The sequence below is a fragment of the Acrocarpospora sp. B8E8 genome (assembly GCF_039871605.1).
GTDB classification, from domain to species: Bacteria; Actinomycetota; Actinomycetes; order Streptosporangiales; family Streptosporangiaceae; genus Acrocarpospora; species Acrocarpospora macrocephala.
The window spans coordinates 150,259-163,777 of record NZ_JBDPLV010000002.1; the positions used below are offsets into that span (position 1 = coordinate 150,259).

At 71.9% G+C, this 13,519-nt stretch carries 11 protein-coding genes and 1 riboswitch; of the genes, 6 read left to right on the forward strand and 5 right to left on the reverse strand.

What is annotated here, in order from left to right; translation table 11 throughout:
* Nucleotides 1–13 precede the first annotated feature (13 nt).
* Genes ABGB08_RS03435 through ABGB08_RS03450 form a run of 4 tightly spaced genes read left to right on the forward strand, consistent with a single transcriptional unit; the run spans nucleotide 14 to nucleotide 4,765 of the window.
* Nucleotides 14–931: an ATP-binding cassette domain-containing protein gene (locus tag ABGB08_RS03435; protein WP_347586115.1), complete on the forward strand. Its 918-nt coding sequence runs from the start codon at nucleotides 14–16 to the stop codon at nucleotides 929–931.
* Nucleotides 928–1,710: an ABC transporter permease gene (locus ABGB08_RS03440; protein ID WP_347586117.1), complete on the forward strand. Its 783-nt coding sequence runs from the start codon at nucleotides 928–930 to the stop codon at nucleotides 1,708–1,710. Before ABGB08_RS03435 ends, ABGB08_RS03440 begins: the two co-directional genes overlap by 4 nt.
* A 48-nt stretch (nucleotides 1,711–1,758) precedes the next feature.
* Entirely contained in the window at nucleotides 1,759–4,023 is a 2,265-nt protein-coding gene (locus tag ABGB08_RS03445; protein ID WP_347586119.1) for a DEAD/DEAH box helicase, read from the forward strand.
* A gap of 4 nt (nucleotides 4,024–4,027) precedes the next feature.
* Entirely contained in the window at nucleotides 4,028–4,765 is a 738-nt protein-coding gene (locus ABGB08_RS03450; protein ID WP_347586121.1) for an SRPBCC domain-containing protein, read from the forward strand.
* Nucleotides 4,766–4,941: 176 nt separating this feature from the next.
* Here ABGB08_RS03450 and ABGB08_RS03455 read toward each other — a convergent pair whose 3' ends face one another.
* From ABGB08_RS03455 to ABGB08_RS03475, 5 genes are all read right to left on the reverse strand, one after another.
* On the reverse strand, nucleotides 4,942–5,604 hold the full coding sequence (locus ABGB08_RS03455; protein ID WP_347586123.1) for a CHAP domain-containing protein: 663 nt from the start codon (nucleotides 5,602–5,604) through the stop codon (nucleotides 4,942–4,944).
* Between the two features lie 35 nt (nucleotides 5,605–5,639).
* A riboswitch (cyclic di-AMP (ydaO/yuaA leader) is annotated at nucleotides 5,640–5,823 on the reverse strand.
* Between the two features lie 137 nt (nucleotides 5,824–5,960).
* On the reverse strand, nucleotides 5,961–6,104 hold the full coding sequence (locus ABGB08_RS03460; RefSeq protein ID WP_347586125.1) for a hypothetical protein: 144 nt from the start codon (nucleotides 6,102–6,104) through the stop codon (nucleotides 5,961–5,963).
* A 250-nt stretch (nucleotides 6,105–6,354) separates the two neighbouring features.
* Nucleotides 6,355–6,780: a hypothetical protein gene (locus ABGB08_RS03465; protein WP_347586127.1), complete on the reverse strand. Its 426-nt coding sequence runs from the start codon at nucleotides 6,778–6,780 to the stop codon at nucleotides 6,355–6,357.
* 130 nt (nucleotides 6,781–6,910) lie between these two features.
* Nucleotides 6,911–8,251, reverse strand: coding sequence for a serine hydrolase domain-containing protein (locus tag ABGB08_RS03470; protein WP_347586129.1), 1,341 nt, complete (start codon nucleotides 8,249–8,251; stop codon nucleotides 6,911–6,913).
* Nucleotides 8,252–8,261: 10 nt separating this feature from the next.
* Nucleotides 8,262–9,812, reverse strand: coding sequence for a hypothetical protein (locus ABGB08_RS03475; RefSeq protein ID WP_347586131.1), 1,551 nt, complete (start codon nucleotides 9,810–9,812; stop codon nucleotides 8,262–8,264).
* 108 nt (nucleotides 9,813–9,920) lie between these two features.
* Between ABGB08_RS03475 and ABGB08_RS03480 the strand changes: the two genes are divergently transcribed.
* On the forward strand, nucleotides 9,921–12,110 hold the full coding sequence (locus tag ABGB08_RS03480) for an ATP-dependent RecD-like DNA helicase (protein WP_347586133.1): 2,190 nt from the start codon (nucleotides 9,921–9,923) through the stop codon (nucleotides 12,108–12,110).
* Nucleotides 12,111–12,282: 172 nt separating this feature from the next.
* Nucleotides 12,283–13,518 carry an Ig-like domain-containing protein gene (locus tag ABGB08_RS03485; protein WP_347586136.1) on the forward strand — a complete coding sequence of 412 codons (1,236 nt, stop codon included), beginning with the start codon at nucleotides 12,283–12,285 and terminating at the stop codon, nucleotides 13,516–13,518.
* Nucleotide 13,519: the final 1 nt, after the last annotated feature.

Consider the following 13,519-nt stretch of genomic DNA (forward strand, 5'->3'; position numbering starts at 1 on the left):
TACGCTGTACGGTATGATACGCGTCACCGGTCTGGCCAGACGCTTCGGCGCCACCCCAGCCCTGGACTCCCTCGACCTGCACGTCCCCGAAGGCCAGGTGCACGGCCTGCTCGGCCCCAACGGCGCCGGAAAGACCACTCTGGTCCGCATCCTCACCACCCTGCTGCGCCCCGGCGCCGGCCAGGCCCGCGTCGCCGGCTTCGACGTGGTACGGCAAGCCGCCGACGTGCGCCGCCACATCGGCCTGGTCGGCCAGCACGCCGCCGTCGACGAGCTGCTCACCGGCCGCCAGAACCTGGCCATGTTCGCCCGCCTCTCCCACCTGCCCCCGCGCGCCGCCACCGCCCGCGCCGACGAGCTGCTGGACCAGTTCGGCCTGGCCGAGGCCGGCCGCAAACCGGCCAAGGACTACTCCGGCGGCATGCGCCGCCGGCTGGACCTGGCCGCGGGCCTGATCCTCGCCCCGCCGGTGCTGTTCCTGGACGAGCCCACCACCGGCCTGGACCCGCGCGGCCGCGACCAGGTCTGGTCGGCCATCCGCGACCTGGCCGGGCGCGGTTCGACGATCCTGCTCACCACCCAGTACCTGGAGGAGGCCGACCGGCTCGCCGACAAGATCTCGATCATCGACGGCGGGCGGCTGGCGGCGGCCGGCACCCCGGCCGAGCTGAAGGCCACCATCGGCGGCGACCGGATCGAGGTCGTCGCCGCCTCGGCCGCCGACCTGCCCGCGGTGGCCGCGCTGCTCGGCCCGTACGCGCACATCGACGCCGACGCGCGGCGGGTGAGCGCGCCCGCGCCGGATCGGGTGGCGGCGCTGACCCGGGCCGTGCGCGGCCTGGAGGAGGCCGCCATCGCGGCCGAGGACATCGGCGTGCGCCGCCCCACCCTGGACGAGGTCTTCCTGCGACTGACGGAGAGAACAGCATGAGATGGGCTATCGCCGACGGCTGGACGATCACCCGCCGCGACCTCGCGCACTGGGCCAACCAGCCCGGCCAGATCCTCGCCGGGCTGCTGTTCCCGGTCATGATCGTGCTCATGTTCGGCTACCTGTTCGGCGGCGGCATGACCGTCCCGGGCGGCGGCGACTACCGCGAGTTCCTGATGCCGGGCATGTTCGCGCTCACCATGGTCTTCGGCCTGGAGACGACCTACGCCGCGGTCAGCGCCGACGCCGCCCGCGGCGTGACCGACCGGTTCCGGTCGCTGCCGATGGCCTCCTCGGCGGTGGTGACCGGCCGGGCCGCCGCCGACCTGCTCAACTCGGCGCTGGCGCTGGCCGTGCTGGTCGGCTGCGGCCTGGCGGTCGGCTGGCGGGCCGAGGCCGGGCCCGGCCGGGCGGCGCTGGCGCTCGGCCTGGTGCTGCTGCTGCGGTTCGCGCTGCTGTGGCTGGGCATCTGGCTCGGCCTGGTGGTCGGCAAGCCGGAGGCACTGGTGGCGGTGCAGATCCTGGTGTGGCCGGTCGGGTTCCTGTCCAGCGCGCTGGTCTCGCCCGCGACCATGCCCGGCTGGCTCGGCGCGATCGCCGAGTGGAACCCGCTGTCGGCGACCGCGGCCGCGGCCAGGGAGCTGTTCGGCAATCCGGGCTGGGGCGGCGACTCGTGGGCGGCCCAGCACGCGATCACCCTCGCCGTCGCCTGGCCGCTGCTGATCGTGGCGGTGTTCTTTCCGCTCTCGATCCGGGCTTTCCGGCGGCTGGGCGGCTGACCCCCCGGTAGCCTGTCGGACCACGGCGCGAGAGGGGAGTCCCGCAGCGTGGCACGAGACCCCGATCGGGTCGCCCTGGTCCGGGGCATGGCCGTCTTCGAACCCGCGGAGCCGCCCCGGGAGGGCCGGATCGCCTTCCACCCGCCGCCCGGCGCGCCGGGACCGGTGGTGCGGATGGCGGTGGCCGAGGCGATGCCGCTGCTCAGCCTGGCCCGCCGCGAGACCGGCGCGCACCCGTCGGCCGCCTTCTGGGGGGCGGCCGTGGTGGTGGCGCTGCAGATGGTGGCCCGCGGCCGGATCCTGCCCGCCGGGGACGGCTCCTGGCGGGCCGGGCCGCTGATCGGCCTGGACGTCGAACGCGTGGCGGAACTCGCCGCCACGCTCGACGGGCCGGACGGTGAAGGCCTGGTCCGGGCGTTCCTGGACGCGGTCGCCGACGGCATGCCCCGCACCGCCGCCGCCATGCACGCCACCCGCGCCCCCGCCCCGGTTTCAGGAGGGCGGGGGTCGGATCCCCGGCCCGCCACGGGGAAGCTGACCGTGCGCGCCGTCGTCGGGGCCGGCGAGCCGCCGCCCGGCGATCTGCGCGCGCTGCTGTCCGGCGGCGGCCTGCTGAGCTTCGACTGGCAGCTGGCCCTGGGCGGCGACCCGCTCACCGAAGCGGAGCTGGACCTGCTGGCCGAATCCGCCCGCCCGCTGGTACGGCTGCGCGACCAGTGGGTGCACCTGGACGCCGCCACCACCCGCAGGGTCCGCAACCGGTCGATGAAACCCCTCACCCCGATCGCCGCGCTGGCGCTGGCCCTGACCGGGACGGCCGACCTCGACGGCGAGCGGGTCGAGATCGCCGCCACCCCGTGGCTGGAGGCGCTGCGGCGGCGCATCGCCGACCCGGAGGCCGCCGCGCCGATCGGGCCGCCGCCCGGGCTCGCCGCGACCCTGCGCGACTACCAGCTGCGCGGCCTGCGCTGGCTGGCCGCCATGACCTCGCTCGGGCTCGGCGGCTGCCTGGCCGACGACATGGGCCTGGGCAAGACCGTCACCCTGATCGCCCTGCACCTGCACCGGGGCGGCGGTCCCGCCCTGGTGGTCTGCCCGGCCTCGCTGCTGGGCAACTGGGAACGCGAGATCCGCAGGTTCGCCCCCGGCGCGGCCGTGCGCCGCTACCACGGGCCCGCCCGCAGTCTGGATGGGGTGGTGGACGGGTTCGTGCTCACCACGTACCCGACGATGCGCCTGGACGCGGAGCGGCTGGCCGCGACCGCCTGGGACCTGGTGGCCGCCGACGAGGCCCAGCACGTAAAGAACCCCCGCTCCGGCGCGGCCCGCGCCCTGCGCGCCATCCCCGCCGGAGCCAGGGTGGCGCTGACCGGCACTCCCGTCGAGAACTCCCTCACCGAACTGTGGGCGATCCTCGACTGGACCACCCCCGGCCTGCTCGGCACCCTCGGCAGCTTCCGCGCCCGCTGGGTCCGCCCCATCGAATCCGAGAAGGACCCCGAGGCGGCGGCGCGGCTGGCCGCGCTGGTGCGGCCCTTCCTGCTGCGCCGCCGCAAGACCGACCCCGGCATCGTGCCCGAGCTGCCGCCCAAGACCGAGACCGACCAGCCGGTGCCGCTCACCCGCGAGCAGGCCGCCCTCTACGCCGCCGCCGTCCGCGAGGGCATGGCGCGGATCGCCGACGCCGACGGCATGGCCAGGCGCGGCCTGGTGGTGAAACTCCTGACCGGCCTCAAGCAGATCTGCAACCACCCCGCCCACTACCTGAAGGAGCCGCACGGCCGCCTGACCGGCCGCTCCGGCAAGCTCCAGCTCCTGGACGAGCTGCTGGACACCATCCTCGCCGAGGACGGCGCCGCCCTGATCTTCACCCAGTACGTCGCGATGGCCCGCCTGCTCGAACGCCACCTGGCGGCCCGCGGCGTGACCGCCCAGCTGCTGCACGGCGGCACCCCGGTCGCGCGCCGCGAGGACCTGGTCCGCCGTTTCCAGGACGGCGAGGTCCCGGTCTTCCTGCTGTCGCTGAAGGCCGCCGGGACCGGCCTGAACCTCACCCGGGCCGACCATGTCGTGCACTTCGACCGCTGGTGGAACCCGGCCGTGGAGGAGCAGGCCACCGACCGCGCCCACCGGATCGGGCAGACCCGCCCCGTCCAGGTGCACCGCCTCATCGCCGAAGGCACCGTCGAGGACCGCATCGCCGACCTGCTGCGCACCAAACGCGCCCTGGCCGACGCCGTGCTCGCCGCCGGGGAGGCCGCGCTGAGCGAGCTGCCCCTGGACGAGCTGGCCCGCCTGGTGGAACTACGCTGAAAATATGCCGCGAGAATTCGAGGTGCGCGAGGAGATCGCCCTGGACGCCACGCCCGAGCAGGTGTGGGCGGCGATCGCCACCGGTCCCGGGGTCGACTCCTGGTTCATGGGCCGCAACGAGATCGAACCCCGCGAAGGCGGCGCGGGCCGGCAGACCGTCCTGGGCGTCACCGGCGAGTCCACGGTCACCGCGTGGGAGCCCGGCGTGCGCTTCGCCACCCGGACGCAGGCGTCGCCGGAGGGCACGTTCATGGCGTTCGAATACCTGCTGGAGGGCCGGGACGGCGGCAGCACGCTCCTGCGGCTGGTCCACAGCGGCTTCCTGGACGAGGACTGGGAGTCCGAATACGAGGCGCTGCGCGTCGGCGACGGCATGTACCTGCGCAAGCTCGCCGCCTACCTGCGCTGCTTCCCCGGCCGCACCTCCGTCTACGACCTGTTCCTCGCCGGCTCCTCGGCCACCACCCGCGAGGACGCCTGGGCCCGCTTCGGCGCGGCCTTCGGCCTGGCCGGCTGGCCCGTCACGCCCGGCCGCCCCATGATCCTGTCCGTGCCCGGCCTCCCCGCCGAAACGGGGACCGTGCTGTTCGCCTCGTACGGATTCCTCGGCGCGGTCACCGCGAGCTCCCTCTACACCCTGGTCCACGGCCACCACGGCCTGATGGTCGCCCAGCAGCACTGCTTCACCGGCGAACCCGCGCGCGAGCGCGCCCAGGCGGCGTGGCAGGCCTGGCTCGGGTGAACGCGCCTTCGCTTGGGTGGCACGGCCCCGCGCGGACGGGGGGATTTCCGCGCGGGGCCAGGGGAAGCTGCCCGGCCGGTGGACGGCCGCCATACCGCTAGGGGGATGGGCCAGGTATGGCGCGTGTCCGCGGGCGCAGCGTTACCCGGTGGCCGGGCAGCCGGCTCTGATCGGTGTCAGGCGGGCAGCTGGTCGGCGTAGACGGGGTAGCCGTAGCCGACGACCTCGGCGGTGGGGCGGGTGCGGATCTCCACCTTGCCGTTGCCCGTGTTGCCCTCGACGGTCTTGATGGTGCCGTCGCCGTTGTCCTTGATGACGAAGCCGACGTGGTCGATGTTGTGGAGGTTCTTGCCGCCGCTCCAGCCGAAGAAGACGACCGCGCCGGGGGCCGGGCGGGTGCCCCAGCGCTTGTTCTGCTTGAACCAGCCGGCGTGGGAGACGGTGTAGGCGTCCCAGCCCATGGTGGGGCGGATGCCGAGCTGGTCGCCGACCCAGGAGACGAACATGTCGCACCAGGCCGCGTTGCGGTAGGCGTACACCGACCCGCCGTCGCGGGCGACGGTCTGCTGGGCGCGGGGGGAGTTCATGTACCACTGGTGGAACTTGGTGCCGCCGCCGTAGTAGTTCTCGCTGACGCCGACCTGGCTCTGCGCCAGGCGCAGCACCTGGTCGGAGCTGACCTTGGGCAGCTTCTGGGCGATCTTGAGCAGTGGGCTGGCGTCCGGGTGGAAGTCTGCCGCGTCCGCCGCGCGGGTGTCGGCGTGGGCCGTGCCCATGGCCGCGGTGCTTCCGGTCAGCGCCAGGCCGGCGAGGAGAGTGGTGGCCAGGGTGACGCGCACGTGAGAATTGGGGGCTCGCATGTGGGGTCTTGCTCCCTTGCTTCCATGCCGCCTACCGGGTTAGCTGACGGATTCGGGCGTGGAAGTCGCCCTACGGCCTGCGGGTACAGGCCGATTCACCCCGGGAGGGCTGGGATTTGGTGCTTTCGTGTCGGGAGAGTGATCCCGGCCCTCGATGGTTCCCCGGCTCCGCGTGAGCGGACTCGACGGTCGGGCCGTCCCAGGAGCGGAACGGCCGTTCGATTGTGTTGTGGGGCATCCTTGACCTGTTTGACGTCCCGGTGCCCCGGATTCCATCGAAGGTAGACGAATCACCCAAAAGGGTCAAATGCCGACAAGTGGGTACATGTGGGGAGTCATGGGATTTTGGGGCTGTTAACGCCCTCGGTACGGGCTCCGGCGACGGCCACCGCGGCGAAGGCGCGGACGACGGGATGTGGGATTTCCCCGGCCAATTCGGGCTGGAACAGGGAGAGCAGGAAGAACGGATGATCATCCATTTGGGCCACCCGGTCCGCACCCTGGGCGTGGCACCCGGTAAAGCGCAGACCGCGCTCTTCCAAGGTGGCTTGATGGGCCGGACTGGTCTCGCAGGCGCAGTTGCACCGGACCAGCGCGGGCCCCTCCGCCCATGATCGAGGGGATCGATCGCCGACCGGGGCGATCCGCGTGGTCCGAGAAGTCACGTGGGAAGTCTGTCCCGCCAGGCGGGTGGCGGGACAGGGGATTCACCGTCGAGACTAGCTCCGGTTACTTGGCTCGGATCTCGTCGAGGATCGTCTGCAACAGCTTGTTGGCCGCGATCTGATTACCCTCGACCCGATCGAGCCTCTCATCCATGGAGTCCAGGCGACCGTCCATGGAGTCCAGGCGACCGTCCATGGAGTCGAGCCGACCGTCGATCCGTCCGAAGTGCTCAGTGTGCTCCTTCTGCGTGACCTCGATCCGTCCGAGGCGATCGCTGTGTTGATTGAGCTTGTTGTTGACCTCGATGAAACTACCGGTATGCGTCCACTGGTTGTCGGTGACTCTCTTGAACTGAACGCCCACGTCATACTTGAACATCGACATCTGGTCGTAGACCTCGTCGAGCGTGTGGTGGGCGGCCACCGCAGACTTCTGGGCGTGCTCGGCGATACCACGGGTCTCAACCGCGGCAGGCTCCTTCTCGCGCATCTTCCGTACCTCCTCTTCGAGAACGGTCACACGGTCTTCAAGGGTGGGCACTTCGACCTCCTGCTTGGGGGGTTCCGACGGCCCCAAACCTATCGGCCGCTGCGCTCCGCAAGCGACCAAACACAAACGGTCATCGCCATCCTTCTGGGTCCACACCCCCAGGAATCGGGGCAGACTGATCGTAGGGTTCGCGGCTGAAGATGAACGTGTTGAGGGAAATATGCACACCCCCGGGATGATGTTCTACCCGCAGCGTCTCACCCGCGTAATACCCGTCCAGCCCGAGCCAGGTCCCGTCCGCCTGGGCGGCGAACCGGGACGCCCGCCCGACCGCCCCGAGCGGGGTCAGGGACAGGCCGCGCCGGGGGAGCAGGCGCAGCGCGTACGCGGTCGGCCCCCAGTACCAGGGCCCGGTCAGGGCGAGCAGGTCCGCGTCGGCGGCGGCCGGTTGCCATTCGGCGGGCAGCGGCGGCTCGTGCTCGGCCAGGATGTCCAGCAGGTCGAACAGCAGCCGCCCGCGCACGCCGGAAGTGGTGTTGGCCATGAACAGCACGCCCACCCCGTCGGCCGGGTCGGTCCACACCGTGGCCAGGAAGCCGGGCATCGACCCGGTGTGCCCGGCCAGCATCCGGCCCCCGTGGCGGGCCAGCTGCAGGCCCAGGCCGTACCCGCGTTCCCAGGAAGGGCCGTCCTCCACGGCGGCCGGCTCGCGCATCTCGACCAGGGTGCTCGCCCGCAGCACGCTCCCGCCGTCTCCGGCCAGGAAGGCCGCCCACCGGGCCAGGTCGGCGGCCCCGCTCCACAGCTGCCCGGCGGGGGCCATCCCGCCGGCGTCGTGCTCGGGTTCGGGCAGCAGCACGTCGGCCCACGGGTGCACGGCGAACCCCTGCGCGTGCGGCGGTTCGGCGCGCTCGGTCACCGCCCCCATCCCGAGCGGCTCCAGGATCTCCTCACGGACGGCTTGCGCCCACCCCATGCCGCGTTTGCGGGCCACCAGCTCGCCCAGCAGCCCGTACCCGACATTGGAGTAGTGGAAGCGCCGCCCGGGACGGTGGCGGGCGATCTCGGGCCCGAGATCGCCGAGCAGGCCGGCGGCGGGCGCGCCGGGGGTGCGCTCCCACCACTCGCCGGGCGGCTCGGCGGTCAGCCCGCCGGTGTGGGACAGCAGCTGCGCCAGGGTGAGGTCCCCGACCGGCGTGCCGGGAAGGTGCTTGTCCAGGGGGTCGAGCAGGTCCAGCTCGCCCTCGTCGCGCAGCCGCAGCACCAGCACCGCCACCATGCCCTTGGTGATCGACCCCAGCCGGTACCGCGTCTCGGGTGTCGGCGGCGCGCCGGAGACGCGGCCGCGCGCCCCGAACCACACGGTCTCGCCGCCCCGGACCAGGGCGGCGACCAGCGAGGGAACCCGGCACTCGGCCTGTTCCGCGGCCAGCCGGTGGAGCAGGGCGCGGCCCGTGCTTTCGAGAACCATGGGCGACAGGCTAGTCCTCCCGCACCGGGATCAGGTCAGGCCCCACGATGTGTCCCTGATGGGGTTCCGGCGCGGCCTGATCGTGCAGGAAATGACCCGCGTACCAGACGACCAGGTTGGCGCCGTCGATGTCCTCCCCGTCCAGGAATTTGTTGAGATGGGTCTTGCTGTCGGAGGGGCGGCCCATGTGGCCGCCGTCGTGCAGTTCGGTGGCGCGGTGGCGCAGGAACCAGGCGTCGGCGACGCCGTAGGAGTCGGAGCTGGAGTCGTGCTCGCCCGGCCAGATCTGGTAGCCGCGCCGGGTCTTCTTGTCCAGCACCTGCCAGCCCTTGATCGTGCCGTGCCGCCGCCGCGAGGTCTCCCGCGTGATGGGGACGCCGTCCAGGACGATGCCGCCGCCGTCCTGCAGCTGCTCGACGGTGTCGTTGGCGGCCCCGTCCAGGTCGAAGTCGAGCCGCCAGTACGCGTGGTGCTGGTGCCGGTTGCACGTCATCGGGTCCTTGGTGCCGGCGAAACCGAACCGGGGGCGGATGGTGCCGTCGTCGGCCAGCCGCCAGTCCGACACGTACCGGTACCAGCCGGCCTGCAGCTCGCTGACGATGCGCAGCTCCTCGCCGTCGTGGTGGAGCGCGACGCCCTGGAAGTCGCCGCGGTCGTCGTCGGGGCGTTCCAGGATGGTCTGAGGTGGCGCGGAGCACAGCCGCCAGCCCCATCCGGCCGGGTCCTCGCCGGTGGCCTTGAACACCGTCTCCTCGTTGGCCCAGTCGCGGAAGTTGGTCTCGCCGTCGCCGTACAGGACGTTCAGGACCGGCATGTGCGCCTGCCGCAGGACCAGTTTGCCCCGGTAGCGGACGTTCAGCAGTTCGACGCCGGCGCCGTCGGGGGCGGGCTGGGAGGCGCGCGGGCGCACCACCACCAGGGTCCATAACTCGACGCCGTCGCGGACCACGCGGACCCGCGCCTGGTCGGGGCCGCCCCGGTCGACGAGCGAGCCGACCCCTTCGGGCAGGTGCTTCTCGCAGTCGTCGTCGGTGTGGGCGGCCACGTCGGCCGGATGCCAGTCCACCTCGTGGGCGGCCAGGTCGACGGCGACGATCTGGTGGCGGGGCCCGCCCGCCGGGTTGTAGACGCCCAGGGTGGGCCGCCGTACCAGGCTCCCGTCGGGCCGTTCCCGATCGGCCAGCGGCGGCATCGGCTGGTAGACGACCACGTCCTCGCCGGAGGGGAAGCGCGGGTCGCCGCGTAAGATCTCCGCCGCGGCCGCGAGCTCGCCGGGCTGCGGGCGGGGCCGGACGGCGCTGGGCCGCACCTCGACCTCGTCGAGCCGGTCCAGGGTGCCGCGCAGCTCCACGGCGCGGTTGCCGACCGGGTCGAACACGTGCGCCCGGAAGGCCGCGCCGGGTCCCGGGTCGTGGCCGAGGGCCGCCGCGTCGCCGGCGATCAGTTCCTCGACCTGCTCCAGGTGCCCCCGCACCTGGGCGTGGCCGCGCGCCAGCTCGCGCACCTGCTCGGCCCGCAGCCCCGGCCGTCGTACCGGTTCGATGGTCACTTTCACGCTCATATCGGCTCCCCGTGGTTGGTGCCTCCGTCGTACACCGCCGCGCCCGCCCCCGCCAGCCGATCACGAAGAAACCGCTACGCTCGCAGCCACGACCAGAAGGGAGAAACGGTGGAGGGCGCCAGCCTCGACGCGGTGCTGGAACGCGTCACCTACGCCAACGAGGAGACCGGCTACACCATCGCCAGGGTCGCCACCGAACGTTCCGGCGCCGAGCTGCTCACCGTGGTCGGGCCGCTGCTCGGCGCGCAGCCGGGGGAGTCGCTGCGCCTGACCGGCCGCTGGATCTCCCACCCCCGCTACGGCCGCCAGTTCGAGGTGTGGTCCTACACCACCGTGCTGCCCGCCACCGTCCAGGGCATCCAGCGCTACCTCGGCTCCGGCCTGATCAAGGGCATCGGCCCGAAAATGGCCGAACGCATCGTCGGCCACTTCGGCGCCGACACCCTGCGCGTCATCGAGGAGGAACCCGCCCGCCTGGTCGAGGTCCCGGGCCTGGGCCCCAAACGCACCAAGATGATCGGCGCCGCCTGGGCGGAACAGAAGATCATCAAAGAGGTGATGATCTTCCTGCAGGGCGTCGGCGTCTCCACCTCCATCGCCGTGCGCATCTTCAAGCAGTACGGCGAGCAGTCCATCACCGTCGTCCGCGCCGAGCCCTACCGGCTGGCCGACGAGGTCTGGGGGATCGGCTTCAAGACCGCCGACACCATCGCCCAGGCCGTCGGCATCCCGCACGACAGCCCGCAGCGCGTCAAAGCCGGCCTGCGCTACACCCTCTCCCAGGCCGCCGACGACGGCCACTGCTTCCTGCCCGCCCCCAACCTCGTCGCCGACGCCGTCAAGATCCTCGACGTGCCCGCCGACCTGGTCGCCACCTGCCTGGAAGAGCTCGCGGCCGCCGAAGGCGTCGTCCGCGAGGACGTCCCCGCCGGGGACGGCACCGTCCCGGCCGTCTACCTGGTGCCCTTCCACCGCGCCGAGCAGTCCCTCACCGCCACCCTGCGCGGCCTGCTCACCACCTCGGGCGACCGCCTGCGCGCCTTCGCCGACGTCGACTGGCCGGCCGCCCTGGCCTGGCTCAAAACCCGCACCGGCGCCGACCTGGCCGCCGAGCAGGACCAGGCCGTACGGCTGGCGCTCACCGAGAAGGTCGCCGTCCTCACCGGCGGCCCCGGCTGCGGCAAGAGCTTCACCGTCCGCTCCATCGTCGAGCTCGCCCGCGCCAAACGCGCCAAGGTCATCCTGGCCGCCCCCACCGGCCGGGCCGCCAAACGCCTGTCCGAGCTGACCGGCCACGAGGCCACCACCGTGCACCGGCTGCTGCAGCTGCGCCCCGGCGGCGAGGCCACCTTCGACCGCGACAACCCCCTGGACGCCGACCTGGTCGTCGTCGACGAGGCCTCCATGCTCGACCTGCTGCTGGCCAACAAGCTCGCCAAGGCCGTCGCCCCCGGCGCGCACCTGCTGTTCGTCGGCGACGTCGACCAGCTCCCCTCCGTCGGCGCCGGCGAGGTCCTGCGCGACCTGCTCGCCGCCCCCGGCGTGCCCCGGGTGCGGCTCACCCAGATCTTCCGCCAGGCCGCCGAGTCCGGCGTCGTGGTCAACGCCCACCGCGTCAACAACGGCCAGTCCCCGCTGGTCCGCGAGTTCCGCGACTTCTTCCTGTTCCCCTGCGAGGAGCCGGAGGAGATCGCCGCGCTGACCGTGGACGTGGCCGCCCGCCGCATCCCCGCCAAGTTCGGCCTCAACCCGCGCCGCGACGTCCAGGTCCTGGCCCCCATGCACCGCGGCGCCGCCGGCGCGGGCGCCCTCAACCTGGCCCTGCAGGAAGCCCTCACCCCCGCCCGCGAGGGCATGCCGGAACGCCGTTACGGCGGCCGCGTCTTCCGGATCGGCGACAAGGTCACCCAGCTGCGCAACAACTACGACAAGGGCGCGGCCGGGGTCTTCAACGGCACCGTCGGCGTCGTCACCGGCATCACCCCCGAGGAGAACCGGCTCACCGTCCTGACCGACGAGGACGAGAGCGTGGACTACGCCTTCGACGAGCTCGACGAGCTGGCCCACGCCTACGCCGTCTCCATCCATCGTTCCCAGGGCAGCGAATATCCCGCCGTGGTCATCCCGCTGGCCACCAGCGCCTGGATGATGCTGCAGCGCAATCTCCTCTACACCGCCATCACCCGGGCCAAGCGCCTGGTCGTCATCGTCGGCTCGCGCCGCGCCCTCGGCCAGGCCGTACGCACCCGCGGCGCCGGCCGCCGCCACACCGGCCTCACCCACCGCCTGGATCTCTAACCGGACCGTCAAGCGGGAATCAAAACGGCGGGCGCGGACTTTACTCTTGAGGGCGCCGATTCCATCTGGTTTCGCTACCAAAATGTGAGCTAACTCTCCAGAAAGATGCGGACACATGCGGCCAGCCCTAATAGTGTCTTTGGGTGCACTTTGCCACCGTGGGGGAGAGGTTGTGCTGAACAGCAAGACGCGCGGCACCTGGCCGGTCGGCGCGATCGCCACGATCGCCGTAACGATGACGGTGCTGCTTTCGGCATGCACCAGCGGGTCCGGCGGCGGTCTGCTCGGCGGTGGCAGCGCACCTCAGGCGACCGAGAAGCCACCGATCCCCGCGCCGGCGATCACGATCGTCCCCGCCGAAGGCACCAACCGGGTCAGGCCCGACAAGAACGTCGTCGTCACCTCCGAAGGCGGCGCCCTGGAGGAAGTCCTCGTCGAATCGGACGGCGAACACGTCGAAGGCGAATTCGACGCCGACCGGACCAAGTGGACCTCCAACAAGCCGCTGCGGCCCTCCAGCACCTACACCGTGTCGGCCAAGGCCACCGGCGAAGGCGGCCCCACCACCGCGACCAGCGAGTTCACCACCCTCAAGCCCAAAGCCGAACTGGCCGTCGCCGACGTGACCCCCGGCATCAAGGGCGAGACCGTCGGCGTCGGCATGCCCATCATGGTCACCTTCAACCAGGCCGTCACCAACAAGGCCGCCGTCGAGGCCGCCCTCAAGGTCGACGCGCAGAAGCCGTCCGAGGGCGCCTGGCGGTGGATCAGCGACCGCCTGGTCATCTACCGGCCCGCCAAATACTGGCCCGCCCACCAGAAGGTCACCTTCAGCGCCGACCTCACCGGCATCCGCGGCGGCCCCGACATGTACGGCACCAAGTCCTTCACCCACACCATCAAGATCGGCGCCCGCCTGGTCAGCACGGTCAACACCAAGACCCACATGATGGTCGTCAAGAAGGACGGCAAGGTCGTCCAGACCATGAAGATCAGCGCCGGCAAGGCCACCACCCGCGAATACACCACCACCAGCGGCGTGCACCTGACCATGTCCAAGCACAACCCCGAGACCATGATCTCCCCGGGCAAGAAGGAAGGCGACCCCGGCTACTACAAGGAGATCGTCAACCACGCCGTCCGCATCTCCAACAGCGGCGAGTACGTGCACTCCGCCCCCTGGTCGGTCGGCTCCCAGGGCCGCGCCAACGTCAGTCACGGCTGCATCAACGCCTCCCCAACCCAGGCCAAGTGGTTCTACGACAACTTCCACCGCGGCGACGTGGTCACCGTCGTGGGCACCGACCGGGAACTGGAGTGGAACAACGGGTGGGGCTTCTGGCAGATGTCGTACGCCAAATGGAAGAGCGGCAGCGCCCTGAAGGACGAAGCGTCCTCGGAGTCCTGAG